The 25959-nt window shown below is 40.3% G+C and carries 45 protein-coding genes and 3 pseudogenes; 42 read left to right on the top strand and 6 right to left on the bottom strand.

Features of this window, described 5'->3' with window-relative positions:
* The first annotated feature begins 27 nt into the window (after positions 1-27).
* The 11 genes from KUH03_RS44985 to KUH03_RS47820 all read left to right on the top strand — a co-directional run bounded on the left by KUH03_RS44985 (position 28) and on the right by KUH03_RS47820 (position 5116).
* Positions 28-894 (top strand): TolC family protein, encoded by an 867-nt coding sequence (locus KUH03_RS44985; RefSeq protein WP_257091002.1) that lies wholly within the window; start codon positions 28-30, stop codon positions 892-894.
* Positions 895-896: 2 nt separating this feature from the next.
* Entirely contained in the window at positions 897-1406 is a 510-nt protein-coding gene (locus KUH03_RS44980) for a TolC family protein (RefSeq protein WP_257091001.1), read from the top strand.
* A gap of 110 nt (positions 1407-1516) precedes the next feature.
* Positions 1517-1753, top strand: coding sequence for an efflux RND transporter periplasmic adaptor subunit (locus KUH03_RS47845; protein ID WP_306429394.1), 237 nt, complete (start codon positions 1517-1519; stop codon positions 1751-1753).
* A 5-nt stretch (positions 1754-1758) separates the two neighbouring features.
* Positions 1759-1959 carry a hypothetical protein gene (locus KUH03_RS47840; RefSeq protein ID WP_306429393.1) on the top strand — a complete coding sequence of 67 codons (201 nt, stop codon included), beginning with the start codon at positions 1759-1761 and terminating at the stop codon, positions 1957-1959.
* Between the two features lie 133 nt (positions 1960-2092).
* On the top strand, positions 2093-2683 hold the full coding sequence (locus KUH03_RS47835) for an efflux RND transporter periplasmic adaptor subunit (protein WP_306429392.1): 591 nt from the start codon (positions 2093-2095) through the stop codon (positions 2681-2683).
* A 152-nt stretch (positions 2684-2835) separates the two neighbouring features.
* Positions 2836-3117 (top strand): hypothetical protein, encoded by a 282-nt coding sequence (locus KUH03_RS44970; RefSeq protein WP_257091000.1) that lies wholly within the window; start codon positions 2836-2838, stop codon positions 3115-3117.
* 83 nt (positions 3118-3200) lie between these two features.
* Positions 3201-3398 carry a hypothetical protein gene (locus tag KUH03_RS44965; protein WP_373564599.1) on the top strand — a complete coding sequence of 66 codons (198 nt, stop codon included), beginning with the start codon at positions 3201-3203 and terminating at the stop codon, positions 3396-3398.
* Between the two features lie 29 nt (positions 3399-3427).
* Entirely contained in the window at positions 3428-3802 is a 375-nt protein-coding gene (locus KUH03_RS44960; protein ID WP_257090999.1) for a helix-hairpin-helix domain-containing protein, read from the top strand.
* 69 nt (positions 3803-3871) lie between these two features.
* On the top strand, positions 3872-4315 hold the full coding sequence (locus KUH03_RS44955; RefSeq protein WP_373564598.1) for an adenine phosphoribosyltransferase: 444 nt from the start codon (positions 3872-3874) through the stop codon (positions 4313-4315).
* A 34-nt stretch (positions 4316-4349) separates the two neighbouring features.
* Positions 4350-4610, top strand: a complete 261-nt coding sequence (locus KUH03_RS47830; RefSeq protein ID WP_306429391.1) for a hypothetical protein — start codon at positions 4350-4352, stop codon at positions 4608-4610.
* Positions 4547-5116 carry a 4-(cytidine 5'-diphospho)-2-C-methyl-D-erythritol kinase gene (locus KUH03_RS47820; protein WP_373564916.1) on the top strand — a complete coding sequence of 190 codons (570 nt, stop codon included), beginning with the start codon at positions 4547-4549 and terminating at the stop codon, positions 5114-5116. The genes KUH03_RS47830 and KUH03_RS47820 overlap by 64 nt, the downstream gene beginning before the upstream one ends.
* Positions 5117-5241: 125 nt before the next feature.
* On the opposite strand, the gene KUH03_RS44945 is transcribed toward KUH03_RS47820, so the two are convergent.
* Genes KUH03_RS44945 through KUH03_RS44935 form a run of 3 tightly spaced genes read right to left on the bottom strand, consistent with a single transcriptional unit; the run spans position 5242 to position 6087 of the window.
* Complete coding sequence (locus KUH03_RS44945; protein ID WP_257090998.1) at positions 5242-5562, bottom strand: hypothetical protein; 321 nt, start codon at positions 5560-5562, stop codon at positions 5242-5244.
* Entirely contained in the window at positions 5559-5807 is a 249-nt protein-coding gene (locus KUH03_RS44940; protein WP_257090997.1) for a hypothetical protein, read from the bottom strand. Before KUH03_RS44940 ends, KUH03_RS44945 begins: the two co-directional genes overlap by 4 nt.
* A 43-nt stretch (positions 5808-5850) precedes the next feature.
* Complete coding sequence (locus KUH03_RS44935) at positions 5851-6087, bottom strand: ATP cone domain-containing protein (protein ID WP_257090996.1); 237 nt, start codon at positions 6085-6087, stop codon at positions 5851-5853.
* Between the two features lie 134 nt (positions 6088-6221).
* Here KUH03_RS44935 and KUH03_RS44930 point away from each other — a divergent pair, with 134 nt between their 5' ends.
* Positions 6222-6488 carry a DUF2892 domain-containing protein gene (locus KUH03_RS44930; RefSeq protein WP_257090995.1) on the top strand — a complete coding sequence of 89 codons (267 nt, stop codon included), beginning with the start codon at positions 6222-6224 and terminating at the stop codon, positions 6486-6488.
* A gap of 189 nt (positions 6489-6677) precedes the next feature.
* Here KUH03_RS44930 and ychF read toward each other — a convergent pair.
* Positions 6678-7711: pseudogene (gene ychF / locus KUH03_RS44925) on the bottom strand (redox-regulated ATPase YchF); the annotation flags it as partial.
* A 68-nt stretch (positions 7712-7779) separates the two neighbouring features.
* Here ychF and KUH03_RS44920 point away from each other — a divergent pair.
* From KUH03_RS44920 to KUH03_RS44815, 28 genes and pseudogenes are all read left to right on the top strand, one after another.
* Positions 7780-8127 carry a Rieske (2Fe-2S) protein gene (locus tag KUH03_RS44920; RefSeq protein ID WP_257090994.1) on the top strand — a complete coding sequence of 116 codons (348 nt, stop codon included), beginning with the start codon at positions 7780-7782 and terminating at the stop codon, positions 8125-8127.
* A 76-nt stretch (positions 8128-8203) separates the two neighbouring features.
* Positions 8204-8788: an NAD(P)-binding domain-containing protein gene (locus KUH03_RS47815; RefSeq protein WP_306429389.1), complete on the top strand. Its 585-nt coding sequence runs from the start codon at positions 8204-8206 to the stop codon at positions 8786-8788.
* Positions 8789-8826: 38 nt separating this feature from the next.
* Entirely contained in the window at positions 8827-9207 is a 381-nt protein-coding gene (locus KUH03_RS47810; RefSeq protein WP_306429388.1) for an NAD(P)H-dependent glycerol-3-phosphate dehydrogenase, read from the top strand.
* A 17-nt stretch (positions 9208-9224) separates the two neighbouring features.
* Positions 9225-9539, top strand: a complete 315-nt coding sequence (locus KUH03_RS50150; protein ID WP_373564597.1) for a coproporphyrinogen III oxidase — start codon at positions 9225-9227, stop codon at positions 9537-9539.
* Positions 9494-10121, top strand: a pseudogene (locus KUH03_RS44910) (coproporphyrinogen III oxidase). Before KUH03_RS50150 ends, KUH03_RS44910 begins: the two are co-directional and overlap by 46 nt.
* A 61-nt stretch (positions 10122-10182) precedes the next feature.
* Entirely contained in the window at positions 10183-10857 is a 675-nt protein-coding gene (locus tag KUH03_RS47805; protein WP_306429387.1) for a pitrilysin family protein, read from the top strand.
* Between the two features lie 11 nt (positions 10858-10868).
* Positions 10869-11159 carry an insulinase family protein gene (locus KUH03_RS47800; protein WP_306429386.1) on the top strand — a complete coding sequence of 97 codons (291 nt, stop codon included), beginning with the start codon at positions 10869-10871 and terminating at the stop codon, positions 11157-11159.
* A 55-nt stretch (positions 11160-11214) separates the two neighbouring features.
* Complete coding sequence (locus tag KUH03_RS47795; protein WP_306429385.1) at positions 11215-11394, top strand: hypothetical protein; 180 nt, start codon at positions 11215-11217, stop codon at positions 11392-11394.
* Positions 11384-12706 (top strand): pitrilysin family protein, encoded by a 1323-nt coding sequence (locus KUH03_RS44900; RefSeq protein ID WP_257090993.1) that lies wholly within the window; start codon positions 11384-11386, stop codon positions 12704-12706. The genes KUH03_RS47795 and KUH03_RS44900 overlap by 11 nt, the downstream gene beginning before the upstream one ends.
* Positions 12707-12776: 70 nt before the next feature.
* A complete protein-coding gene (locus KUH03_RS44895) occupies positions 12777-13571 on the top strand; it encodes a 3'-5' exonuclease (RefSeq protein ID WP_257090992.1) in 795 nt (264 codons plus the stop codon).
* A 184-nt stretch (positions 13572-13755) separates the two neighbouring features.
* Positions 13756-14710 (top strand): annotated as a pseudogene (trxB, locus tag KUH03_RS44890) (thioredoxin-disulfide reductase).
* 577 nt (positions 14711-15287) lie between these two features.
* Positions 15288-15443 (top strand): hypothetical protein, encoded by a 156-nt coding sequence (locus KUH03_RS44885; RefSeq protein WP_257090991.1) that lies wholly within the window; start codon positions 15288-15290, stop codon positions 15441-15443.
* Complete coding sequence (locus KUH03_RS44880; protein ID WP_257090990.1) at positions 15440-15802, top strand: carboxypeptidase-like regulatory domain-containing protein; 363 nt, start codon at positions 15440-15442, stop codon at positions 15800-15802. The genes KUH03_RS44885 and KUH03_RS44880 overlap by 4 nt, the downstream gene beginning before the upstream one ends.
* Positions 15799-15939, top strand: a complete 141-nt coding sequence (locus KUH03_RS44875; protein WP_257090989.1) for a hypothetical protein — start codon at positions 15799-15801, stop codon at positions 15937-15939. Before KUH03_RS44880 ends, KUH03_RS44875 begins: the two co-directional genes overlap by 4 nt.
* A complete protein-coding gene (locus tag KUH03_RS50145; RefSeq protein ID WP_373564915.1) occupies positions 15927-16067 on the top strand; it encodes a TonB-dependent receptor plug domain-containing protein in 141 nt (46 codons plus the stop codon). The genes KUH03_RS44875 and KUH03_RS50145 overlap by 13 nt, the downstream gene beginning before the upstream one ends.
* A complete protein-coding gene (locus KUH03_RS44870; RefSeq protein WP_257090988.1) occupies positions 16064-16777 on the top strand; it encodes a hypothetical protein in 714 nt (237 codons plus the stop codon). The genes KUH03_RS50145 and KUH03_RS44870 overlap by 4 nt, the downstream gene beginning before the upstream one ends.
* Before the next feature lie 23 nt (positions 16778-16800).
* On the top strand, positions 16801-17271 hold the full coding sequence (locus KUH03_RS44865) for a TonB-dependent receptor (RefSeq protein WP_257090987.1): 471 nt from the start codon (positions 16801-16803) through the stop codon (positions 17269-17271).
* On the top strand, positions 17181-17513 hold the full coding sequence (locus KUH03_RS50140) for a TonB-dependent receptor domain-containing protein (protein ID WP_373564914.1): 333 nt from the start codon (positions 17181-17183) through the stop codon (positions 17511-17513). Before KUH03_RS44865 ends, KUH03_RS50140 begins: the two co-directional genes overlap by 91 nt.
* A gap of 159 nt (positions 17514-17672) precedes the next feature.
* Complete coding sequence (locus KUH03_RS44860; protein WP_257090986.1) at positions 17673-18245, top strand: hypothetical protein; 573 nt, start codon at positions 17673-17675, stop codon at positions 18243-18245.
* Positions 18246-18377: 132 nt separating this feature from the next.
* Entirely contained in the window at positions 18378-19301 is a 924-nt protein-coding gene (locus KUH03_RS44855; RefSeq protein ID WP_257090985.1) for a RagB/SusD family nutrient uptake outer membrane protein, read from the top strand.
* 70 nt (positions 19302-19371) lie between these two features.
* Positions 19372-19815 carry a RagB/SusD family nutrient uptake outer membrane protein gene (locus KUH03_RS44850; RefSeq protein WP_257090984.1) on the top strand — a complete coding sequence of 148 codons (444 nt, stop codon included), beginning with the start codon at positions 19372-19374 and terminating at the stop codon, positions 19813-19815.
* A gap of 33 nt (positions 19816-19848) precedes the next feature.
* On the top strand, positions 19849-20319 hold the full coding sequence (locus tag KUH03_RS44845; protein ID WP_257090983.1) for a sulfatase-like hydrolase/transferase: 471 nt from the start codon (positions 19849-19851) through the stop codon (positions 20317-20319).
* Positions 20303-20632, top strand: coding sequence for a sulfatase-like hydrolase/transferase (locus KUH03_RS44840; protein WP_257090982.1), 330 nt, complete (start codon positions 20303-20305; stop codon positions 20630-20632). Before KUH03_RS44845 ends, KUH03_RS44840 begins: the two co-directional genes overlap by 17 nt.
* A 61-nt stretch (positions 20633-20693) precedes the next feature.
* Positions 20694-21029: a sulfatase-like hydrolase/transferase gene (locus KUH03_RS44835; RefSeq protein WP_257090981.1), complete on the top strand. Its 336-nt coding sequence runs from the start codon at positions 20694-20696 to the stop codon at positions 21027-21029.
* A complete protein-coding gene (locus tag KUH03_RS44830; protein ID WP_257090980.1) occupies positions 21026-21436 on the top strand; it encodes a hypothetical protein in 411 nt (136 codons plus the stop codon). The genes KUH03_RS44835 and KUH03_RS44830 overlap by 4 nt, the downstream gene beginning before the upstream one ends.
* A gap of 41 nt (positions 21437-21477) precedes the next feature.
* The gene (locus KUH03_RS44825; protein WP_257090979.1) at positions 21478-21663 is read left to right on the top strand and encodes a hypothetical protein; all 186 of its coding nucleotides are present in this window, start codon (positions 21478-21480) and stop codon (positions 21661-21663) included.
* Entirely contained in the window at positions 21639-22661 is a 1023-nt protein-coding gene (locus KUH03_RS44820) for a sulfatase-like hydrolase/transferase (protein WP_257090978.1), read from the top strand. Before KUH03_RS44825 ends, KUH03_RS44820 begins: the two co-directional genes overlap by 25 nt.
* Positions 22662-22663: 2 nt before the next feature.
* Positions 22664-23098 carry a sulfatase/phosphatase domain-containing protein gene (locus KUH03_RS44815; RefSeq protein ID WP_257090977.1) on the top strand — a complete coding sequence of 145 codons (435 nt, stop codon included), beginning with the start codon at positions 22664-22666 and terminating at the stop codon, positions 23096-23098.
* A 192-nt stretch (positions 23099-23290) separates the two neighbouring features.
* On the opposite strand, the gene KUH03_RS47790 is transcribed toward KUH03_RS44815, so the two are convergent.
* Positions 23291-23458, bottom strand: a complete 168-nt coding sequence (locus tag KUH03_RS47790; RefSeq protein ID WP_306429384.1) for an RNase H family protein — start codon at positions 23456-23458, stop codon at positions 23291-23293.
* Positions 23459-23610: 152 nt separating this feature from the next.
* On the bottom strand, positions 23611-23781 hold the full coding sequence (locus tag KUH03_RS47785) for a hypothetical protein (protein WP_306429383.1): 171 nt from the start codon (positions 23779-23781) through the stop codon (positions 23611-23613).
* Positions 23782-24022: 241 nt separating this feature from the next.
* On the opposite strand from KUH03_RS47785, the gene KUH03_RS44805 reads away from it, so the two are divergent.
* Together KUH03_RS44805 and KUH03_RS44800 are read left to right on the top strand one after the other, a co-directional pair.
* Positions 24023-25162, top strand: a complete 1140-nt coding sequence (locus KUH03_RS44805; protein ID WP_257090976.1) for an alpha-L-fucosidase — start codon at positions 24023-24025, stop codon at positions 25160-25162.
* Entirely contained in the window at positions 25159-25824 is a 666-nt protein-coding gene (locus tag KUH03_RS44800) for a hypothetical protein (protein ID WP_257090975.1), read from the top strand. Before KUH03_RS44805 ends, KUH03_RS44800 begins: the two co-directional genes overlap by 4 nt.
* Positions 25825-25959: the final 135 nt, after the last annotated feature.

The following is a 25959-nucleotide window of genomic DNA, read 5'->3' as shown; positions in this document are numbered from 1 at the left end:
AAAAATTGTATGGTTCTACATATGAACATGAAAAGATTTTATTATTCTGCAGTAATATTTACTGGTTTTTTTCTTGGAACGAACAACCTAATCCAAGCTCAACAGGTCGTTGGGGTAGCCGAAGCGATACGCATGACTTTGGAACGTAATGTGCAAATTAAGCAAGCCGAACTGAGTAAAGATCTCGCTGCTCAGGATTTATTTCAATCAAAAAGTAATTTATTGCCTGATTTAAGAGCTTCCGTTGAACAGAATTTCCGTTATGGCTTTGCCTTCGATTTGACTTCGGCCCAAATTGTTAACAATGCCTGGACCAGAACTACGAATGGATCGGTAGGGTCCAGTGTGAATATATTTCAAGGTTTTCAACAGGTTAATCAGATAAAAGCAAATAAGTTTCAGTTGGAATCCTCTGCTACACAGGTGGAGAAAGTGAAAAATGACCTTGTTCTAAATGTCCTGGTGAATTATTTGGAAGCTATTACTAATCATGAATTGATGGTAGCCAGTGAAGATCAGATTGCTTTATCAAAACAACAATTTTCATTAGACTCCATACAGTTTGCTGTTGGGAATAAGACTATCGCTGATATTGCAAAATCAAAGAATCAGGTTGCTACGAATGAATTGAACAAAGTAAATTTGAAGAATTCTTATGAGATGTCCTTGTTAACTTTGAAACAATTGATGGAAATGCCTCCAGAAACAGTTATTTCTTTGGAACGTCCGAGCTTAGAATCTGTTTTGGTAAATGCCGAAGATAAAAATGCCATAGACGTATACCAAAAGGCTTTAATAAGGCAACCGGATATCCTTAAATCTGCATTGGATAAGGAGGTCGCGTTAAAACAGATCGATATTGCCAAAGGGGATATTACCCAACACTCAATTTGAGTGTGAGTTACGGCACAAATTATTCTTCTGCCACAACACGACAAACCGATCCATTAGATATCAAAACGAGATATCGTGTGCCTTTTAGTGATCAAATATCAGAAAACAAATCATTTTTTACTGGTTTATCACTTGCAGTTCCAATTTTTTCTAAGAATCAGAATAAGGTTAACGTTGCAAAAGCTAAGATCGGGCTAAAACAGGCTGAAGCTGCTGAGCAATTAGCCAAGAACAATTTAAATAAAGCTGTAAACCAAGCTGTATTGGACGTTAATGCCGCCAAACAAAAATATACTTCGGCAACGACAGCCTTTGAAAGTGCTGAAACGGCTTACAAAGCTACCAAAGAACGATACGATATCGGCATGGCAAATTCCCTTGAATTATTTACCGCGCAAACTGAACGGAACAAAGCAGAATTTGATCTGATTCAAGCAAAATATAACGTAATATTCAGATCTAAGATTATCGATTATTACTTGGGAAATCCAATTCAATTCGACAACAATTAACCTATTTGATTAGCAAAAACAATGGCAAAGAAAAAACGTAGTGTAGTAAAGATTCTATTAATAGTCGTAGCGCTCCTGGCAATTTTTGTTTTTATCGGCTTTCAGGCCGGTTGGTTTGGAAAGGAGAGATTACTAAAGTCGCTGTAGACGTCGTGAAGGAAACGGATGTAGATGAATTGGTGTCTGCCAGTGGAAAAATACAACCGGAAATAGAGGTTAAGCTGAGTTCGGAAGTTTCAGGTGAGGTTGTTGAACTAAATATCAAAGAAGGTGACTTTGTAAAAAAGGACAAGTACTCTGTCGGATCAAACCCGATATCTTACAGTCCGGCTATGATCGCTCTGTAGCAGCAATGAATTCGCAACGTGCCAATCTCGCTGCTGCACAACAACAGCTAAAACAACAGGAAGAAAATTTCAAAAATGTAGCTGCTACTTACAAGAGAAACCAAGAACTTTTTGAAAAAGGGTTATTTCCGCAGCTGAAATGGATAAGAGTTCTTCTGAGTACTTTTCGACTCTTGCGGCCATTCAGGCACAAAGAGAGACTGTAAAATCAAGTAGATATGGTATTGATCAATCACAAGCTTCTGTCAAAGAAGCTCAGGATAACCTAAATAGAACAACCATTTATGCTCCGACAGACGGTATTATCTCTTTATTGTCTATCGAACAGGAGAGCGTGTGGTGGGAACAGCACAAATGGCTGGTACTGAAATTATGCGCATCGCCAATATGTCTTCGATGGAGGTAAATGTTGATGTCAATGAGAATGATATCAACAACGTCAGAGTAGGAAATCAAGCTGAAATTGAAGTAGATGCTTTTCAAGATAGAAAATTTAAAGGCATTGTGACTGAAATAGCAAGTTCGTCCAAAAATATTGCAACAACAACAGCTGCAACCTCATCAACAGATCAAGTCACAAATTTTAATGTAAAAGTGCGTATCAGCGCAGAATCTTATCAGGATCTGATCAAAGAAAATGTCGCTTCGCCGTTCAAACCTGGATTATCCGCTACTGTACAGATTTTTACAAAACATGATAAAGGTTTGGTAGTACCTATACAGTCGGTTACCGTAAGATCGGATGATAAAGATTCTACGAATACAAATAAGAAGATACAGGAATATGTATTCGTTTTAAAAGATCAGACAGTAAAACAAGTTCCGATCAAAACTGGGATTCAAGATGATAAAAACATTATTATTCTATCCGGATTGAAAAAGGAGATCAAGTTGTTTCTCGACCATTTGATGCGATCTCTAAAACGCTAAAGGATGGTAGTAAAGTGGAAAAAGTAGATAAATCCGCGTTGTAAAATTATATCGGTACATTATTTATAACAAAAGGGAGGTGTTTTTTTAATATCTCCTTTTTATTTTCCTTCTAATTTATTAAATTTATACAACCCAATCCCTAACAGCTTATGAAAAGGCTATTGACTTACTTTAAATTTAACAAAACAGAGCAAAATGGGTTCTTCGTTATATTGGTGATAATCATTGTCTTTAGTATTATATATTCCCTTGTTAGTAGAGAAGATAAAAGTGATCCGATTGCTCATCAGGCACGGGTTTTTGAACAGTCATTTCATGACTCAACCGATGCTGCAGATTATCCAAATAAGAAATTTAATGTAGCCGATGTTCATTTGGAAAAGAGGGGGCTCGTTCGGATCCGGATCCCAGTACAGACAATAACGTTGTAGATACTAAGCTATTTTATTTTGATCCCAATAATTTATCTGTCGAGGCATGGCGCGAGCTCGGTCTCTCGGATAAGCAAATTGCCGTGATCAAGAATTATGAGAAAAAAGGTGGCCGGTTTAAAGATAAAAATGATGTTAGAAAAATATATTCCATCAACGCGAAATTATATAAAAAGCTCGAACCCTATATTGCTATTAAAGCAGAGACAGCAGGACCAAGTACGGCAACTAAAGCCCCTTACTTTATGATAAATTTGAAACCAATCATGCTGAACTTATAGATCTTAATACCTGCGATACAATAGCCTTGATGAGCCTCAAAGGGATCGGTACAATTCTTTCTAAGCGCATTTTGAAGTATAAAGAGGTGCTTGGTGGGTTCTATCGAATAGAGCAGTTAAAGGAAGTATATGGAGTCACTCCGGAAACATATGACCTCATCAAGGATTATATTATGGTGTCTAATTTAGAAGGAATCAAAAAAATCAATATTAACCATATTGATGCCAATTCATTGGGCAAACATCCGTATCTTAGCCCAAAGGATGCGAAATTAATAGTTAATTATCGAGATCAACATGGCAATTACGCTAATATAGAAGATTTTACCAAGATAGGTACACTTTCAGATCTTGCTATTGCTAAAATCGCACCGTATTTAATATTTGAGAATGATTCAAGATAAATTGAAACTGGAAATCCGGGATATTGTGGATTTTCCAAAGCCGGGTATTGTATTCAAAGATATTACCCCTTGTTGAAAGATGCTGAACTTTGCAATGAAATGATCGACGCGATTATTGACCAACTTCAAGGAATAGAAATTGATGCTATTGCAGGTATTGAAAGCCGTGGATTTCTTTTCGGGTTTTTACTGGCCAACAGATTAGGGTTGCCCTTCATTCCAATTCGTAAGCAAGGAAAACTACCATTTAAAACGATTTCTGAGTCTTACGCCCTGGAATATGGTCAGGCAACGATAGAAATCCATGAAGACGCCTTCGAGAAGGGTAGCCGCATTTTGATCCATGATGATCTGTTGGCAACGGGCGGAACTGTCGTCGCAGCCAGCAAACTTATTGAAAAATTGGGTGGAGTGATTGCGGCCTATAGTTTTATCATTTCATTGGATTTTCTCAAAGCAAAAGGCAGATTGTCTCGGTTTAGTGATACGATCTCCTCACTGGTGAGCTATTAATGTAGAATTTAAGTGTTGATTTAGACGATATCGTATGATACTCTTTGCAAATGCTAAAATAAATATCGGACTGCAGGTAGTTGCCAGGCGACCGGATGGCTATCATGAATTGAATAGCATTTTCTACCCCTTACCAATCTATGATATTATAGAGATACTGGAGACGGATGCACAAGATTGCACGCTGACACTCCAGGGGAACCGCATACCTGGGGATTCCGCAGATAATCTCTGTTTAAGGGCGCACGCATTGTTAAAAAAGATTTTGATATTCCTGCAGTCAGGATTGGTCTGATCAAACAAATTCCAATTGGAGCTGGATTAGGTGGCGGATCTGCGGATGCAACTTTTGTACTGAAAGGACTTAATGAGCTGTTTAAGCTAAATTTGACAAGTACGCAATTAGCGAAATATGCCGCACAATTGGGGGCAGACTGCCCATTCTTTATCGCAAATAAACCCGTATTTGCAACTGGGATAGGGACAGAATTTACGGAGATATCGCTTGATCTGGATGAATACCACATTGCAGTTATTATGCCTGATATCCATGTCTCTACTGCCGAAGCTTATAGTGGGGTGAAACCGATGCTCTCAGATGTTAATTTGGAGGAGGCGATCCGATTGCCTATTCAGGAATGGAAATTCCATATTCGAAATGATTTTGAAGAATCTATTTTTGAGCGTTATCCCTTGCTCAAAGAAATTAAAGAGGCCTTGTATCATAAAGGGGCAATATACACGTCAATGTCAGGCTCCGGTGCTGCAATCTATGCCATTTTTGGGAAAAGATGGATTTAAGCGAGTTTTCCAGATATGGTAAGGTTTACTATCCCATTGCATTAGACAGATAATTACAGTTTGTAAAAAGCAATAGACCATACTTCAGTCTGCATGTATGCCTATTGCTTTTTACATTGATGATATTAATATTCTTCCTCCACTTTGTAATCTAATAGTTCAGTGGCTTCTTTGAGGACCTTCTCTTTTCTTTCCTTGTTAAGTCCAAGAATATCCAGTTTATCCGGATTGTTTACAATGTCTTTTACCAAAATCAGCTGATTTTTTAACAGCTGCTGTTCTTCCAGGTCCGAAAGGGTAGTCAAACAGGTGACCGGATAAAAGACGGCTTTATCGACTCTTCTTTTGATACTATTCTCTTTAGGATAATCCCAAGAGAGCAAGTTGATGCCGTAATAGGTTGCAAAATCGATTGAATCTGATGTAAAGTACGCGTTAGTGATCAACCAACCTTCCTGAAATTGTAATTTTTGCCAAAGAAATTATAGTCAATTCCACTGATATCTTTGAATCGCGATAGGTAGTACATTGCTGTGGTAACGGAGATCTTGGCGTCAATGTCATTTCTAAACTTACACTCCGCTGTCATCAACTTACCATCTTTATAAGCAACCACATCCAATTCATGGGAAACAGCATGGCCTTGTACGGTCTGCCCAGTGGTGCTTTCATATCCAATTGAACGAAGCAAATGGGAGATGTATTTTTCAAAATAGAAACCTTCAGGTCCAAGATCACGTAGTGCTTTTTTTTAGGCTGTATCGCGCGGCAAAAGAGTTTCGTACAGTCTTCAGTGTATCGAAAGCCAACTGATACAACTCCCTGGTTGAAATGCCATCGTATATTTCACCTAAAACACTGCTGTATACTTCGTTTACTTGATCGTTATTTGCTCCCGAACGGGAAAGCGAATGCCGTAGGGCATCTCCATTAAAAGGGACTAATTCACCGGAATATTTTTTGACTTGCATGGATATTTAATTTGATAAATACGAATATAAGGGATGTGATCCGAGAAATCATATAAAAACTATTATTCTATTTCTAAACTTTTTTGGATCATAATTTGTTTACATAAAGAAACAATACTTAAATATAGATAATTATGAGTAACCTATTGCTATTTGCATTTGACAAGATTAAAGCTAAGATAAAAGATGATTGCATTGAGGAGAATATCGGTGCTTCCGAACGCGTATTATCTGTAATTGCGGGGCTTTATTTTAGGTTTGGGCGTAAAAAGATATTTAAATCTCCACTGGCTGGGCTTTCAGGATTGACCCTTGGCGGGACGTTAATTTATCGTGGTGTGACAGGACATTGTGATGTCAAAAAATTGTTGGAAGATAAAGATGTTAAAAAGTTGAGGTAATAGAACATCGTTATTTTGTTAAATAACGATAGGTATTGGGGGCTAAAACAGATTTTAAAATAGACGGCCGAAAATCATCTTTTCGGCCGTTTATGTTTTAAATCCCGCTGTTTAATCAGCTATTTATACATTAAAACGGAAGTGCATAATATCACCATCTTGTACAATGTAAGTTTTCCTTCTACAGACAATTTTCCGGCTTCCTTTACTGCACTTTCTGAACCTAGATTAACAAAGTCATCATATTTGATTACTTCAGCACGGATAAACCCTTTCTCAAAATCTGTATGAATGACACCAGCTGCCTGAGGGGCTGTAAAACCATTCTCAATTGTCCAGGCACGTACTTCCTGAACGCCTGCTGTAAAGTAGGTCGCTAAATTTAATAAGGAATATGCTGCTCTGATCAATTTATGGACACCAGATTCTTCTAATCCAAGGTCATCCAAAAACATCTTACGCTCTTCGTAACTCTCCAATTGAGCGATTTCAGACTCAATTTGCGCAGATATAACCAATACTTCAGCTTTTTCATCTTTCACGGCTTCTTTTACACGATCGACATAAGCGTTGCCTGTATTGACAGAGCCTTCGTCCACATTACATACGTAAAGTACTGGCTTTGCGGTTAACAAGGCTAAGTCTTGGATAAATTCAAAATCTTCTGCTTCAATAGGTGCTGTACGTGCTGACTTGCCTGCCTCCAAATGTTCTTTAACGACAGATAGGATATCAAAAGTCTTTTTAGCATCTTTATCTCCACCCGTTTTTGCCATTTTCTCCACTTTTTGGATACGTTTTACCACAGTATCCAAATCCTTAAGTTGCAATTCTGTATCGATGATTTCTTTATCTCGGATTGGATCTACTGAACCATCCACATGGATAACATTACCATCATCAAAACATCTCAAAACGTGGATAATCGCATTTGTTGTGCGGATATTTCCTAAAAACTGGTTACCTAATCCTTCACCTTTTGATGCTCCTTTTACCAACCCGGCGATGTCGACGATTTCAATGGTATTTGGAACGATACGTTGTGGATTGACTAACTCAGCTAATTTATTTAGACGGGCATCCGGTACGGTAATTACCCCAACATTCGGTTCAATAGTACAAAATGGAAAGTTTGCTGCCTGCGCTTTCGCATTCGACAGACAGTTAAATAATGTTGATTTACCAACGTTTGGTAAACCTACGATACCGCATTGTAAAGCCATATATAGTGCAAATTTTTGAAATTGCACAAAGATAGAAAATTCACTGTAATTTTTAACTATCTTGTGGAATGCTTCGATGGTACAAAATTGATAATGCCCAATTTCTAAAGGACGAGGGGATAACAGAGCATAAGTTTGGCGGAAAAACCATTTGTCTTACTTGGTTTGAAGATCAATTACATGCCTTCTCCAGGAAATGTCCACATGCGGGCGCTCCGCTCAAAAATGGTTGGTGTGAACGTGGTAAAGTGATCTGTCCCTTTCATCGCCATGAATTTGATCTTGTAACAGGCAAGGGTAATCCTACCCAACATGACTTTATTCATATTTACCCTGTTAAAGAGGAAGAAAACGCCTATTATGTGGGTATTGAGAAAGGGTTTTGGCAAAGTTTTCTCGGTTCTAAAAGTAACTAAAGTATCATATCTCTTGATGCAATCGCATATCTAAGCAGTAAATAAGTATATTTGCTTTCGAAAACAAATTAAAAACATGCAGGGGAAAAAGATTGGTATAATTGGTAGCGGAAGCTGGGCGACGGCCATGATCAAGATGCTATGCGAAAATGACCAAGACAAACATATTTTTTGGTGGATTAGAAAAGAGGAAGATGCGGAGTATATTCAACAATTCAAACACAACCCGACTTATTTGAGTGGTGTTTCTGTTGATTTGAGTATTACAACCATCGATACCAATGCCAAAAATGTTGTTGTTAATTCAGATATTGTTATTTTAAATACGCCAGCAGCTTATTTAAAAGATGCATTGAGAGGAGTCACAAAGGAAGATTTTAAAGACAAAATAGTCGTGTCAGCCATCAAAGGGATAATTCCTAAAGATAACCTGATTATCGGTGAGTTTTTGGAACAGCATTACGCAGTCGATATCGAACGGATCTGTGTGGTCGGAGGACCTTGCCATGCGGAAGAAGTCGCCTTAGGTAAGCTGTCTTACCTGACATTTGGATGCAAAAACTTGGATAGTGCAGCCCTGGTTGCTTCGTTTTTGTCTTCCAGAGTCATTAAAACGATCTTATCGGAAGATATTTTAGAATTGAATTTGGAGCGGTATTAAAGAATATTTATGCCCTTGCTGGAGGTATATGCCATGGGTTGGGCTATGGTGATAACTTTCAGGCAGTTTTGGTTTCCAATGCTATCCGCGAGATGCGTCGGTTTGTTGCTAAAGTAGATGGCGATACATCTCGGGATGTCAATACCTCAGCTTATTTGGGAGACTTGTTGGTCACGGCATATTCGCAGTTTAGCCGAAATAGAACATTTGGTAATATGATCGGTAAAGGGTATAGCGTGCAATCGGCTCAACTCGAAATGAATATGGTGGCCGAAGGTTATTATGCTTCTGCTTGTATTCAGGAATATGCCGAAAAATATGCTGTCGAATTACCTATTTGTGATGCCGTATACCAAATTTTATATCAACATCAGCCTGCATCTAAAATTATTCAAGCCCTGAGCGAAAAATTAACATAAACGTAGTGATAGAGTAGATGATTACAAAAGAAGCGATAGCTTTAGCTTATAAAGAAATTCAAGATGAAATATGCCAGGCTTTGGAACGCTTGGATGGTTCGGCCCGATTTGAGGAGGAACTATGGGAAAGAGAAGGTGGTGGTGGTGGCCGAACACGGATTATTCAGAACGGCAATATATTGGAAAAAGGTGGGGTCAACTTTTCCGCTGTGCATGGCAAACTGCCTGAAACAATTAAAAAGCGTTTGGTGTCGATGAAGATGATTTTTTCGCCACAGGGGTTTCGATTGTCATTCATCCCAATAATCCATGGGTACCGATCATTCATATGAACATCCGATATTTCGAATTGAATGAACAGGTGCGTTGGTTTGGAGGGGGATTGATCTGACACCACATTACGTGAATGAAGACGACGCCCAGTTTTTCCATCAACAATTGAAAACAGTCTGTGATAAGCATAATCCGACTTTCTATGATGAATTTAAAAAATGGGCAGATGACTATTTCTTTATTCGTCATAGACAAGAGACCCGTGGAATAGGAGGAGTTTTCTACGATAAATTAAATACAGCCAAAACGGGCATGGCTATGGAAGATATCTTGGCATTTTCCTGTGACTTAGGACGTAGCTTTGCGCCGACCTATACTGCGCTGGTCGAAAAAATAGAAATAAAGCATATAACGAAACGCAGAAAAATTGGCAATTAATCCGTCGGGGACGCTACGTTGAGTTTAATTTGGTCTGGGATTCTGGTACTAAATTTGGACTGGAAACAAATGGCCGTATCGAGTCCATATTGATGAGTCTACCATCTCAAGCCAATTGGGTATACGATCATCACCCTGAAGAAGGCTCCGAAGAAGCCAAAACCTTATCCTTGTTGCGAAAAGGTATTAACTGGATTTCATAAAATCGAAAAAGAACTAGATGGTTTCATACCAAAATTTACCTTAGAAAACGGCCTACGTGTTTTGGTACACGAGGATCATAACACGGCAATGGCCTGTGTAAATATATTGTACGATGTAGGTGCAAGGGACGAATCGCCGGAGCAGACTGGTTTTGCTCATTTATTTGAGCACCTAATGTTTGGCGGTAGCGTCAATATCCCTAGTTTTGATACAGAATTACAAAAAGTAGGTGGTGAGAATAATGCCTTTACAAGCAATGATATCACCAATTACTATATTACTTTACCCTCTTCAAATCTGGAAACAGCACTTTGGTTAGAATCGGATCGCATGTTAAGTTTAGCATTCTCAGCTCAAAGTCTTGAAGTGCAGCGGAATGTAGTAAGTGAAGAATTTAAACAGCGTTATCTCAATCAACCTTATGGGGATGCTTGGCTCAAATTACGTCCTTTAGCGTATAAGGTGCATCCATACCGTTGGGCTACCATCGGTAAAGAGCTAAAACATATTGAAGATGCGACCATGGAGGATGTTAAGGCTTTCTTCAAATTGCATTACAATCCACAGAGTGCAATTATGGTTGTCTCTGGTGATGTATATTATGAAGAAGTTAAATCATTGGTTCAGAAATGGTTCGGTGATATTGATCCCGGTCAAAAATATAATCGTCAGCTACCGCAAGAACCGATACAAAAGGAACTAAGAAGGAAACGGCCTTTGCTCCAGTACCATTAGATGCACTTTACATGGCTTTTCACGGACCAGCACGACTGGAAGATGGTTACTTTGCCATGGATCTACTCTCAGATATCCTTTCCAGAGGATCTTCATCAAGACTATATCGTAGACTAGTAAAAGAAGAACAACTCTTTAGTGAGTTAAATGCTTACGTGATGGGCAGTATCGATAATAATCTGTTTGTTATCGAAGGTAAACCTTCCGAAGGAATATCGTTGGAAGAAGCCGAACGTGCAGTATGGGGTGAACTCGATCTGTTGAAAAAGAATTGGTGTCGGATACCGAACTGGAAAAGTTAAAAATAAAATCGAATCAACCAATGTATTTGCTGAATTATCAATTTTAGATAAAGCAATGAATTTGGCCTTTCATGAGTTGCTTGGTGATGCCGATGGTATCAATACCGAAGTGTCGAAATATTTGGCTGTAACCGCCCAAGAAGTACAAGCACAAGCACAAGCTATTTTTAATCCCGAAAACGCATCAGTATTAATGTATAAAGCACAAGAGGAGGAGATACGACATGTTGGATAGAACAAAAGCACCTGAATTCCGTGAAATTGGTCATATAAGTTTGAAAGAACCTGTCAAAAAGCAGTTCGCAAACGGATTGCCAGTGTATGTATTTCATTCTCCTGAACAGGAACTTGTCCGCATTGAATGGATTTTTGAAAATAAATACCTCGATACACAAAATGAAAATCCGCTCCTGAATAGTGTATTAAGTGCATTGTTAAAAGAGGGTACAATGAGTATGTCAAGTGCCGAGATTGCGGACAAAGTAGATTTTTATGGTGCATTTCTTGTCCCCGAATACTCCTTTGATGTAACCTCCTTGTCTTTGTACACATTGAACAGACATAGCCAGGTTCTGCTGCCCCTTGTCAAAGATATACTGACAGAAGCATCTATTCCACAGGAGGAACTTGATACGTATCTCCGTAACAACAAACAAAAATTTCAGGTATCCATTCAAAAAAATGATTATCTGGCAAGACGTAAGTTTTACAACTTGGTTTTTGGTGAAAGCAACCGTTATGGTCGTACACCAAAAATAGATGATTATGATGCGATTAACCGTGATCAATTGATTGCATTATATCAGAAAGAAATTGTACCGAGTAATTGTACATTGATTGTGTCTGGAAATGTTTCTAATAATTTGATGAAAGAGTTGGAGCAGATTTTTGGATTCGAATGGCTAGAAGATGTAGCAGTCACTACGGCAAATAATCCGGTATTTATTCAAGATGCCGGTGGTATAGCTTACGAAGAAAAAGAAAATGCACTACAATCAGCTATTCGTCTAGGGAATCAAACCATTTCGAGAATCCATCCCGATTACCCTGCGCTACAATTTGTAAATACATTGCTGGGTGGATTTTTCGGTTCGCGATTGATGCGAAATATCCGTGAGGAAAAAGGATATACCTACAGTATTGGTTCGGCGGTTGCAACCTTAAAACATACTGGCTTTTTAACAATTGCTACGGAAGTTGGTGTCGATGTAACAAATGCAACATTAGGAGAGATCGAGAAAGAAATCAACCTGTTGAAGACCACATTAGCCCTGGACGAAGAAGTCGAGCTGGTGAAAACCTATATGGAGGGATCGATGTTGGGTTCGTTGGAGAGTATCTTTTCTCACGCGGATAAATTCAAAAATGTCTTGTTGAACGATATGAGCTTAACGTATTATTCTTATTACATGGAGCAGGTCAAAAACATGACACCCGAGAAAGTTCGTGATATCGCAAATAAATATCTCGATTTTAACCAAATGATTAAGGTTGTCGTAGGTAAATTCAATCAGTTGGAACCGATTCATCAAGCGGTTGTAAATTAAATTTCACAGACTACAAAAATCAAATTCAACTTTGTATTTTTGGTTTTTGTAAAAAAGCATACTATCCAGCATGGAATTAAAATTAAAAAGACCATTGGTATTTTTCGATTTAGAGACGACGGGAGTTAATGTCGCGACAGATCGTATTGTAGAAGTATCATTTTTGAAAGTGATGCCCAGTGGTGAAGAAACTGTATATACGAAGAAAATTAATCCAGAAAGACCGATTCCTGCAGAATCAACCTTCTTTCATGGTATTCGTGATGAAGATATCAAAGATGCACCGACGTTTAAAGCCATTGCAGTAGAATTAGCTGCATTTATTGGCGATGCGGATTTGGCAGGATACAATTCAAATAAGTTTGATGTGCCTATGCTTATGGAAGAATTTTTGCGTGCAGGTGTAGATTTTTCGTTGGAAGGGCGTGCTTTTGTTGATGTACAGAACATCTTCCATCAAATGGAACAGCGTACTTTAAAGGCAGCGTATAAGTTTTATTGTAATGAAAATCTTGAAAATGCACATACTGCTGAAGCGGATGTGCGTGCTACGTATGAAGTCTTAAAAGCACAGTTGACGAAATACGAAGGATCAGCATTTGAAGATCGTCATGGCGTTGTATCTTATCCTGTTGTTAATGATGTTGCCGCATTGCACGAATTTACAAATTTAAGTAAACCCGTGGATTTTGCAGGCCGCATCGTCTACAACGAAGATGGATTGGAGACTATTAATTTTGGTAAGCACAAAGGAAAACCGATTGTAGAAGTCTTTGAACAGGAGCCTAGCTATTATGCTTGGATGCAGAACGGTGATTTCCTTTATATACCAAAAAGTACTGGAAAATATCTGGATCAGATATAAGAAAGAAAAAAAGCGAGCAAAAAGCTAAAGCGGCTCCGACGCATTCAGTAGAAGATAAAAAAACTGCTAAAAAGGAATTTAATCAACAAAAAGAGGAGAAACCTCAAAATATTTCTTTGGACATGTTGAAAGGATTGCAAGATAAATTTAAAAATAACTTTATTAATAGCTTAGAAAAAGGATTATGGAATTCAAACAAGAAGTGGAGCATGTACAGTGTCTGATTATTGGTTCAGGACCGGCGGGATATACTGCAGCAATTTATGCTGCCCGTGCGGATATGAAACCGGTGGTATATACAGGTATTGTACCGGGGGCAGTTAACACAAACCACAGAAGTGGACAATTTTCCGGGATATCCAAAAGGGATTACCGGTCCAGTTATGATGGAAGACTTACGGGAACAAGCTGAACGCTTTGGAACATCCGTACGCTTTGGTTATGTGACAAAAGTAGACTTCACAGGTGATGTACACCGCGTAGAAATTGATGGAACAGTTCAGGTTACTGCCGACACGGTGATTATTGCTACAGGAGCAACAGCGAAGTGGTTGGGCTTAGAATCTGAACAAAAATATAATGGTTTTGGTGTGTCAGCTTGTGCTGTCTGTGACGGTTTCTTCTTTAAAAATCAAGAAGTTGCCATCGTAGGTGCTGGCGATACAGCTGCAGAAGAAGCGACCTATCTCGCAAAATTGTGTTCGAAAGTACACATGTTGGTGCGTCGTGATGAGTTCCGCGCATCAAAAGCAATGGTGCACCGCGTCATGAACACACCGAATATCGAAGTACATTACAACTCCGAAGCTAAAGAGGTTTTAGGGGATGGTCAAGTGGTGACAGGAATCCGTGTAATCAATAATAAAGATCAATCTGAGAAAGATCTTGAAGTAACAGGTTTCTTCGTTGCAATCGGTCATAAACCGAATACGGAGTTATTTACTGGCGTATTGGAAATGGATGAAACAGGCTATCTGATTACCAAGCCAGATAGTACTGCAACCAATATACCAGGAGTCTTTGCCTGTGGAGATGTACAAGATAATATATTCCGCCAAGCGATCACTGCGGCTGGTACAGGTTGTATGGCTGCGCTTGAAGCAGAAAGATATCTTGCTGCAAAAGAAAGTGGAGAATAAGATCCCCAAATAGTAAATACCTTTGGGATATCTGCTCTAGTGAGGATAAATTCTCAAAAAAATTGTAAACATAAGCCCGATCCAATATCGGGCTTATGTTGTTTTAGGCACTCTCTTCTACAATAATCCTCCTGATAGATTTATCCTACGACAATAAATAATCTTTTTAAAAAGAACTGCCACTAATCTCCTGATTAATTCATTTCACCACGATAAACAGACCTTTATAAGAAAATCATAAATAGTTTTCAAAAAGACTACTTGTTTAGTAGTCTTTTTGAAAACTATTTATATATTTGTACTGTCGTTAACAATTGGCGTTGGCAACGAACATAAAAACTAGACTACAAATTTTGAACAAGTATGAAAAACGACTATCTAAAACCGCTAACAAGCAACCTAAAACCTATCCCAACTTTTAATCTTTTCTTCTTCATTTGTCGAATGCGAATGTGTAGTTAAACACAACCATCTTTCTTGTTTATAAATCATTAAACAAGGAATTCGAGTTTTAAAAAACAAGAGTACCAAATGGCGTTGGCACTTGTTTGCATATTCATATTAAATAGAACTGACAATGAAAAATTTCAGTGTACTTCCGTATGCTATTTTAGTCGTGCTTATTCTCAATACATTCGTATTTGCGGAGGCACAGCAACCTCAACCGATTATCAACGCGTCCCTAATAGGTACAGTTATTGACGCAACGACCAAAGAACCCATCGAGGGGTGACCATACAGTTGGAGGCTGTTACACATAGTGTAAAAACAGATCAGAAAGGGAAATTCCAATTCGTAACCGGGCAAAAACTGCCTTTTACATTAATCTTAACTTTTGTTGGCTACCAGAAGAAAAGAATCATCGTCAACACATCACCGGCAATTATTGAGTTGGTTCCTTCATCCGAAGATCTGGAGGAGGTCGTCGTGGTGGGATACGGAACTCAAAAGCGTCGTGATCTGACAGGAGCTGTGGCATCTGTGCCAGAAAATCTGCTCCGGCAGCCTGTTTCTTCGCTAGATCAGACCTTGAAAGGAGGTGTCTCTGGTGTTCAGGTTACACAAACTTCGGGACAACCTGGCGGGGAGTGAGCATCCGCATTCGGGGTGGGGCTTCCATACAAGGCGGAAATGAACCGCTGTATGTCATCGATGGATTTCCAGTCTACAACCAGACAGAAAGTACTGGTGTTGGAAGCGGCACCCTGTCAATCCGCTGGCCAGCATAAATCCAGCAGATATAGAAAGCATTGAGGTCTTAAAAGATGCCGCTGCAACGGCAATATATGGATCTCGTGGAGCAAATGGCGTTATCTTGGTCACGACTAAAAAGGTAAGGCTGGCCATGTACAATTGACCTATGACGGTAGTATTGGTGTACAGCGTGTTCTCAAGAAAATTGATGTCTTGAATGCCCATGATTTTGCCATCCTTCGTAACGAAGCTTTATATGATGCTAATCCCAGCTTAGGTCCATATCAATATCGTAAACAGGCAGAGATAGATCAATTAGGCGAAGGAACGAATTGGCAAAAAGAAGCTTTTCGGACAGGTAACATACAAAATCATCAACTTGCACTGTCTGGTGGTGCTGAAAAAGTACAGTATTTTCTCGGTGCCAATTATTTTGATCAACAGGGTGTTATCGTAAATACAGATTTCAAACGTTTGGGTTTTCGTTCCAATATCAATGCAAATCCTTTTGACCGTTTGCAGGTAGGAGCCAATGTATCTATCAATAAAACCAATGCACAGATTGCACCAACGGGTATTGTCAATGCCTTGCTCATTATGCCGCCCACAGCAACAATCTACGAGCCAAATGGTGCGTATACCCTACGCAATCCATTTGAAAATATTTTTGCAAATCCCATTGCGACATTGAAAGAAACCACAAATACATCAAATGGTTTACGTATTCTGGGCACTTCCTTTGCACAGTATCGTATATTAGAGGGCCTACAAGCTAAAGTGCTCTTTGGGGTTGATCTCAACAGCCGTAATGATAAATTCTATCTACCATCCTACATCTATGAAGGAGTGGATCAAAAGGTGAGGCAAGTCTAGGAAATTTAGATGGAACATCCTGGTTGAATGAAAATACCTTAACCTATACCGGCGCTATCGGACAGCATAATTTTAATGCTTTGCTTGGTTTTACACAGCAGGAAAATAAAAATGAAGTTTTTAGGGCTGGAGCACAGAATTTTGTTACCGACGATTTGCTTTTCAATAGCCTACAAAGCGGCTCCACCATTACACGCCCTTCTTCGGATACCTACAATTGGGTGCTCCATTCGTACCTGGCGCGGGTTAACTATAATTATGCAAATAAATACTATGCATCAGCGAGCATACGCCGCGATGGAAGTTCCAGATTTGGTGCCGACAATAAATGGGGAAATTTCCCCTCCTTGGCATTCTCCTGGCGTGTCGCGAATGAGTCTTTTTTAAGCAAGCTTTTCCCGGCATCAGTGATTTTAAGATACGGACCAGTTTCGGTACCACAGGAAATCAGGAGATCGGTCAATACCAGTCACTTTCAACCCTGTATAGTTTAAATTACCTCTTTGGAAATAATGTAGTCACAGGCTTTGCATCGCAACGGATACCCAACAAAAACCTGGGTTGGGAAACAACCTTTCAATACGACGCTGGTTTTGATCTTGCCGTCCTGAGCAATAGACTACAGTTTACGATTGATTATTATTATAAAAAGACAAAGGATCTATTATTGAACGTGGAGATCCCTGGACTTCGGGTATGCCACTTCATTGCAAAACTTTGGTTCAGTTTCCAATAAAGGCGTGGAGTTTGGTTTGAAATCAAAAAATTTACAAGGCAATCTGAGCTGGAATACCGACCTGAATATTTCGTTTTTAACCGCAATAAAGTACTAACTATCGGTGAAGGTGCGACATCTTATATTTCTGGAAACTACATTATTAAGGTAGGTGAGCCTTTGGGCACTTTTTATGGTACCGTTACCGACGGTATTCTACAGTTCGGGGAGGAAAGTAGTAAAGGTGCATTGACGGGAAATGCAAATCCAAAGGCTGGGGATCGCTTATATAAGGATATTAATGGAGACGGTCAATTTACAACCGCCAATGATCGCACACTAATCGGTAATGCCCAACCTGATTTTATATTCGGTATCGGCAATACTTTTTCCTATAAGGGGTTTGATCTCTCTTTCTTGATTCAAGGAACAGTTGGTAACGATCTACTGAATATCAACCGTCAAAATCTTGAGATGTTTACGGGGCAACAGAATGCATCCATCGATGCGCTTGACCGCTTGACCGCGGGTAATCCAAGTCAACTGTATCCTAGAGCGAAACTAGATCCCGCCCCAATATTTTCGGATCAATTTGTTGAAAGTGGTTCATTCGCACGATTGAAGTCCTTACAACTTGGCTATAGCTTTCCAAAAGAATGGCTAAAGAATGCGCACATTACAAATCTGAATCTGTACCTGGCAGCGCAAAATCTATTGACCTGGACGAACTATAGGGGTTCGATCCAGAGGTAACTTCGGGTAGCAATGTTCAGATTGGGACGGATGCCGGCATTTACCCAGCTGCCAAATCTGTTTCCTTAGGTGTTTCCTTAACCTTTTAATTTTACAGATACCAATGAAAAAATACATTTCCATCTTACTGTAGTGTTGATTTTGCTGACAGGGATATCCTGCTCAAAATTGACCGAAAACCCCGAAAGCGCATTGGTTTCAGAACAGTTTTACCTCAATCAGGGGCAGGCAGTTGCCGCTGTAACCGGTACTTATCGAAAATTGTATGAGACAGGGCAATCCCTTTACAACAGCCTATTCCAGATTGGTGTGGAGATGGCAACAGATGACTATGAAGCTGGACCCAGAGCACGAAATGCCCATGTACGTGCCCTAAGCAATCTGACCCATGACGCCTCAAATGATCGAATGGAGCAACTCTGGAAACAGAGCTACGATGCAATTAATGCATCAAACCTAAACATTGTCCATATCGAAGCGATGACGCAAAATCAGATTGATGCAACAGTACAGCAGCGTCTGATCAATGAGGCAAAATTTCTCCGTGCATTGCACTACTTCAACCTGGTGCGCTGGTTTGGTCCAGTTCCACTTGTGGTACGTCCTATAGAAACCTTATCCACGCAAGAGTTGTATGTGACAAAGGCTTCTGAAGATGATGTGTATGCACAGATCATCACTGATCTGAAAGCGGCCTCCAGTCTACCAAATTATAAGAATTATAGCGATGCAGATAAGGGGCGTGCTACATCCGGAGCGGCGAGAAGTCTTTTGGCTAAGGTATATCTAACCCGAGCGGATTGGACAAATGCCAAACTGCTTGCTAAGGAGGTGATTGATAAAGAGGGGTATGCACTTTTTCCGAACTTCGCTGATGTCTTCGATATAGAGAAAAAAATGGTGTTGAACATATTTTCTCGGCACAGTTTAAAGGGAACAGTGGCTATCAGGGCAATTCATTGGCCAGTCGTTCGGCACCAGCCGATATACCAGGTATCAATGGGGATTACGCCGACGCCCTACATGCCGAAGGCGGACTTTACAAAAGCTTCGTAGCAACCGATAAACGTCTCCCCATCACATTTACAACTGGCATGACATCACCTACCGACGGAAATACTATGCATTGGCTAAGCCACAATTCAATAAGTATTACGATGAAACCGTGGTCGGTAACCAGTCACAGTCTGGGAAGAATACACCCATCATCCGGTATGCTGAAGTCTTACTTATTTTTGCTGAAGCGGAAAATGAGTTAAATGGTTCCACTAAGGAAGCAAGAGATGCAATCAACGCGGTACGTACACGGGCAGGGGTGGAGAACGTGCTGGATAAGGAGAATAAAGATAGTTTTCGGGAGCTTGTATTTGAAGAACGCCGCAAGGAATTGGTGTATGAATACCAGCGCTGGTTTGACCTCGTACGTCGGGGAGCAAACTATTACATCACAAAACTCAAAGCAGCCGGAAAAACAAACGCAGCAGCTAGACATCTTCATTTTCCAACTCCGCAGCGAGAGCTGAATTTAAACCCAAAACTGGTCCAACATCCAGATTGGCTGGCGAAATAATAAAGATATAAGTTCAACAAAACGAGATAATTTATGAAAACAGTATTTATTCTTTTATTGACCGGTTTAAGTTGCTTGCTGAATAGAAGTACAGCGCAGGATAAGCGACCAAATATTGTCTTGATTCTGGTCGACGATTTGGGTTTTTCAGATATCGAGCCTTATGGCGGAACGGATTTTCATACACCAAATTTGACGGAATTGGCACAACAGGGCACACGTTTTCAGGAGTTTTATAACAATTCGATCTGTGCCCCAACACGAGCAACATTGTTGACAGGGCAATATGCCCATCGTGCCGGTATGGGCTATTTTAACGTTAACCTCGGCTTGCCGGCCTATCAGGGATTTCTGAATCACGAATCGCGGACATTGGCCGAAATACTGCAAGGAGCAGGTTATTCGACTATTATTTCCGGGAAATGGCATGTCGGCGATGATAATGATCAATGGCCTGCACAACGTGGGTTTGAACGCTCCTTTAATTTTGTGGGGAGCCTCTAATTTTTATGAAATCAATGATCCCGAAAATCCTACCGTACCATTGTATAGAAACAATAAAGCCTTCTATTTACCTAAAAATCGGTATCTAACAGACGAAATCACTGATCAGGCAATCGGTTTTCTGCGCGAGCAAGCACAGGATAAAAAACCATTTTTCTTATACCTCGCCTTTAATGCACCACATTGGCCTTTGCAGGCTCCGGAAGAGGAAACCCAAAAATATAATGGCGTATACCAACAAGGTTGGGATAGCCTGCGTGTGAAACGCTACGAAAATGCACTTCAAAAGGTGTTTTTCCTAAAGGTCAGCTGATCGCTGCGAAGGATTCCAGTGTGCAAGAATGGCACAAGCTTACCTATGATGAACAACAATATTGGCAACGTCGGCAACAAGTGTTTGCCGCAATGGTCGATCGCGTGGATCAGAGCATTGGAAAGGTGCGGCAGACATTAAAAGAACTAAAAAAGATAAGAACACGATTATCATCTTTTTATCAGACAACGGCGCTCAAGGTGGTGAGCGTAATCGCATTTATACATCCCGAAATACCGAAACCGTTGGTTTGCCAGGCTCCTATGATATACAAAATAGCAGTTGGTCCCAAACAGGCAATTCACCCTTGCGAAGCTATAAGGACAATCCTTACGAAGGGGTATTGGTTCACCATTTATTGTCTGGTATCCCAAAGAAGTTAAAGCCAATGTTGTGAAGCGGGGAACAGGACACCTGATTGATATTGCGCCTACATTGTATGATTTTGCACAAGCGAAATATCCTTCGAAAGAAGGAGACTTGACCACCAACCCACTACCAGGTATAAGTCTACGGCAACTATTGCATACGGACAAAAACCAGGTTGACCGTCAAGCGCCCTTGTTTTGGGAACGGGCCGGGAACAAAGCTGTTCGCTATGGTAAATGGAAACTTGTCTCCTTATTTAAAGAAGGAAATAAGCCGCAGCTTTATAATATCGACGAAGACCGCGGAGAAAATAGAGATCTCGCGGATCAATACCCTGAGATCGTCAAAGACCTCGAAGCTCGTTATACAGTCTGGGCAAAAGAGAATGGTGTAGTAGATTATAGACTGCTGAAACCGACCGGTCAATTCCGCTAAGCGCAGGAAGTAACTAATTGATGAACAAATAATTTATACGGATGAAAAAGATAACATTATATATAGCCCTTATTTTTGGATGGGCAGGTACTGTTCTGGCACAAAGTAAAAAGCCAAATATTATCTTGATTCTCGCGGATGACCTTGGGTATTCAGATTTGGGTGCCTACGGCTCAGAGATTGCAACCCCAATCTCGACCGTTTGGCCAATGAAGGGATACGCCTGAAACAGTTTTACAATAACTCCATCTGCGCACCTACACGTGCATCGCTGATTACGGGGCAGTATCAGCACAAAGCAGGGGTGGGGTATTTCTCAAATGATCTGGGCCTACCGGCTTATCAAGGTTATATCAATGCAGAGTCGCTGACCATCGCTGAAGTCCTTCGCTCCAATGGCTACATCACAGCGACATCAGGCAAATGGCATGTGTCTGGTAAAGGCAAGAGTCTTCCTTGGGATCGCGGTTTTGACTTAGTTTTCCCGAGAGAGGAAAAGAATGCTGATTCGGGCGCTCCAACTTTCCATAAAACAACAGATTCCGCAGGTTATCCTTTGGAAAGTTCCTTTTCCACAGAGCTGATCAATCGGGCAGCCGAAGGCTTTCTGGATCAGATCAAAGGTCAAGATAAACCCTTCTTTCTGTATTTGGCACATACTGCGCCACACTGGCCTTTAGTTGCCCTACCACAAGATATTGCCAAGTACAAAGGACGCTATGATAAAGGGTGGGAAAGTATCCGTCGTGAGCGATTTGAGCGTCAGAAGCAATTGGGTATTGTTGAAAATGGGACAGCACTCTCTGTTGCTGATGAGGATATTTACGATTGGGAGCGTTTATCTTTTGATCAAAGACAGTTATGGGCCAAGAAAATGGAGGTATTTGCCGCGATGGTCGACCGTTTGGATCAGACTGTAGGCAAACTATTGCAAAAACTGAAAGACAACGGACAATTGGACAATACCTTAATCGTGTTTCTGTCTGATAATGGAGCACCTGCAGAGGATCTTGTTCGTTGGTTTCATGGTGCTCGATTAAATAATGGTCCGGTTGGCACGGTGGGCTCATTCGAATCACAAAGTAAAAACTGGTCCTATGCATCAAACACACCATTCAAGGCCTTTAAAGATTATACCTATGAAGGTGGTATCAACGCGCCGTTTATAGCTTGGTTTCCGGGCAAGATCGCACAGGGTATTAAAAGGGTACTGGGCATATCATAGATTTGGCGCCGACCTTCTATGATTTGGCTGGAGCTGTGTATCCAAAAGAATATCAAGGACATCAGGCGAATAAGCTTCCCGGGAAAAGCCTGGTTCCCGTACTGTTACAGCAGCAGGATACGGTCAAACGGGAAGAAGGTCTGTTTTGGGAACGGGCAGGTAATCGTGCCGCGCGGATCGGAAAGTGGAAATTGGTGTCAACCTGGCCTTCCTATAAATGGGAATTATACGATCTGGAACAAGACCCTACAGAGCGAAAAGATATAGCGAGCCAACATCACGAAGTTGTATCACGTTTATCAACAGCTTATTTTCGCTGGGCAAGGGATAATGGGGTGGTGGATTTCGCCGAATTGGAGCGCAAGGAACCTGTCAGTATGAAGGAATTTAGAGCGAGTAAAACCCAAGAAATCGCTGTACCAGCGTTTCGCTTTTAGGAGGTGGAAAAATTGATAAAACTGAACGTCAGGTATACGGGAGAACATGCAAATTGATCCGAAGAAGTCTAGACCAAACAAAGAGCAGCAAATCCAAAGGATTTGCTGCTCTGCTATAACAATTGAACATTCGATATTCAATCCTAATTGGGTTCAATTTTAGAAAGCTGACTTTTGGAATAGTTACATTCACTATTTGTTTTCTTCGACTTCAAATACTGTGTCAATCTTCCAGTTACTCTTATCTTTGGAAGCTGCAACAGCCAGGCGGTCGCAACGTTCGTTCAAAGGATGGCCAGCATGCCCTTTGACCCATACCAGCTTGACCTTATGTAATTTATAAACGTTCATTAAACGCATCCATAAGTCCTTATTCTTTTTCCGGCAAATCCTTTTTGGATCCAGCCATAGACCCATTTTTATCAATCGCATCAATGACATATTTGGAATCGGAATATACAGTAACCGCTTGGTTTAAATTTTTAATGCTTCCAGCCCCACAATAACAGCCATTAGCTCCATTCGGTTGTTTGTCGTTTTTCGATACCCCCTGAAAATTCCTTTTCGATGAGTTTTCCTTTAAATGCTTCGTTGTCGCCTGTATAAATGGTCCTCAAAATGGTTCCATAACCACCTGGTCCCGGATTTCCGCTTGAGGCCCCGTCTGTATATAATTCGATCATACCCTTCAAACTTAGATAAATTTGTGTTGAAATACAATTATAATTATGCTCATTGCCTCTACAGCTTGGTACTCTGTCACTAATATTGAGGAGTTATACGGTTTAGCAAAGGCTTCCTCGCTGTAATTTATCGCTTACACAATAGGATTCTGACGATTTATATGTATTTTGCCGTCTTAAACTCGTTATGTAATTGATAATTTAGCTTTATGAAGTTTCAAAAGTTTCTCTTTTTGTTCTTTTGGCGTCGACCTGCCTAAACGTCACCGCCCAGAACAATGTACCAGCACAAAAAATGGAATGGTTTGAGGATGCCAAACTGGGGATTTTTATTCATTGGGGTATTTACTCCGTTGATGGAATCTCAGAGTCGTGGTCATTCTTCAATAATTATATTAACCACGATAATTATATCAAGCAGCTTGATGGATTTACAGCCAAAAATTATAAACCTAAGGAATGGGCTAAATTGATCAAACAGGCTGGGGCAAAGTATACGGTTATCACAACAAAACATCACGATGGGATTTCCTTATGGAATACCAAAGCGGATAAGGCTATTACAACAGTGAAAGATGCTGCTGCAAAACAGGATGTTATTACACCATTTGTGCAAGCTATACAGCAAGAGGGCCTGCATACAGGTTTATATTATTCATTGCCAGATTGGAGCCATCCCTATTATGATGTGTTTACTCGCGCAAGAAAGCGTTATGAACTGGCCAAAGAACCCAACCGTTGGAACCATTATGTAGAATATTATCAGAAACAACTCAGCGAGTTATCACAGCAATATAAACCCGAACTGATCTGGTTTGATGGGGACTGGGAGCATAGTGCCGAAGAGTGGAAAGCAAAGGAAACTCTGGCGCTGTTGCGTAAACATAATCCGAATATCATTATTAATTCGCGATTGAACCATCACGGTGATTACGAAACACCTGAACAAGGTATTCCTGTAACCCGTCCGGAAACTAAGTTTTGGGAACTCTGCTACACCATGAACGACTCCTGGGGCTATCAACCATTTGACAAGAAATACAAATCACCCAACATGATTATCCGCACCTTGGTTGATTGTATCTCGATGGGTGGAAATCTGTTGTTGGATATCGGTCCAAAAGCCGATGGAAGCATTCCTGAAGAGCAAATGAATATTTTGAAGCGGTTGGGAAGATGGACAAATAAACACGCATCGGCTATCTATGGGACAAGAGCAGGCATTCCATTTGAGAATTATCAAGGAAAGTCCGCTTTGTCAAAAGATGGGAAAACCCTTTATCTCTATGTATATGAGCAAAAATCGCAATTACAACTAAAGGGCTTGCTGAATACAGCTCTTCCGGAGTTTTCCGTTGTGGGGACGCCGCCTCAAAGGTGACAGCAACGGCTGCCGATGCCGCAATCCAATTGGATCTAACAAAAGTTAACTTCGACCAAGATGTTACTGTTTTGGCGTTGAAATTCAAAGATAAGGTTCAATGGCAAGCACCTCAGGAAAAAGAGGCAAGTCTGGAAAATGTTTTAAATAACAAGCATATTGGTAGTGCGTTAAATCAAATTGCGTCAACGTTGCATGTTGGAAAGAATATCTTCGATCATTCCGGTTTGACATTAGACGGTATGGAGACTAAGTTGCCTACAGGCAACCTGACAAATCCAGCCGTGTTGGATTGGGTCAAAAAGAATGCTGAAGCACTTTATGAAACCGGAAAAGGCTTGCCAGAGGGACATTATGAAGGCTTAAGTGCACTTTCCAAGGATCGTCAGACCCTCTATCTTTTTGTGGAAGGAACTCCGACAGGACCTATTGCACTTAAAGGAATAAAGAATGGTATCGCACGTATTCGAGTCGTAGGTGAAGGTTCTATGATCAACCATGAGATTTTCAATAAACTGTATTGGAGCAGCATTCCAGGGATAGTTTATATCCAGGCACCAAAAGAGCGTTTGGATAAAAATATGACAGTGATTGCGGTATTGTTGGATTCGCCTTTAGCATTGCACCGCGAAAAGGTAGGCGCAATTGAAAATAATCTGTAACTCCCTTTTATTAATTTATTTCGAGCCCAAGATAACCCTATCTTGGGCTTTTTAGTTCTAGTTGATTGATAATATTTGATGTTTATCTTATGGAGAGAAGCATTTTTATATTAACTTAGGCAGATGAGTCTATCG

The organism is Sphingobacterium sp. E70 (genome assembly GCF_019285695.1).
Lineage (GTDB): Bacteria > Bacteroidota > Bacteroidia > Sphingobacteriales > Sphingobacteriaceae > Sphingobacterium > Sphingobacterium detergens.
Note: the sequence above shows the minus strand (reverse complement) of the source record. Positions and strands in the feature narration are given on the sequence as shown.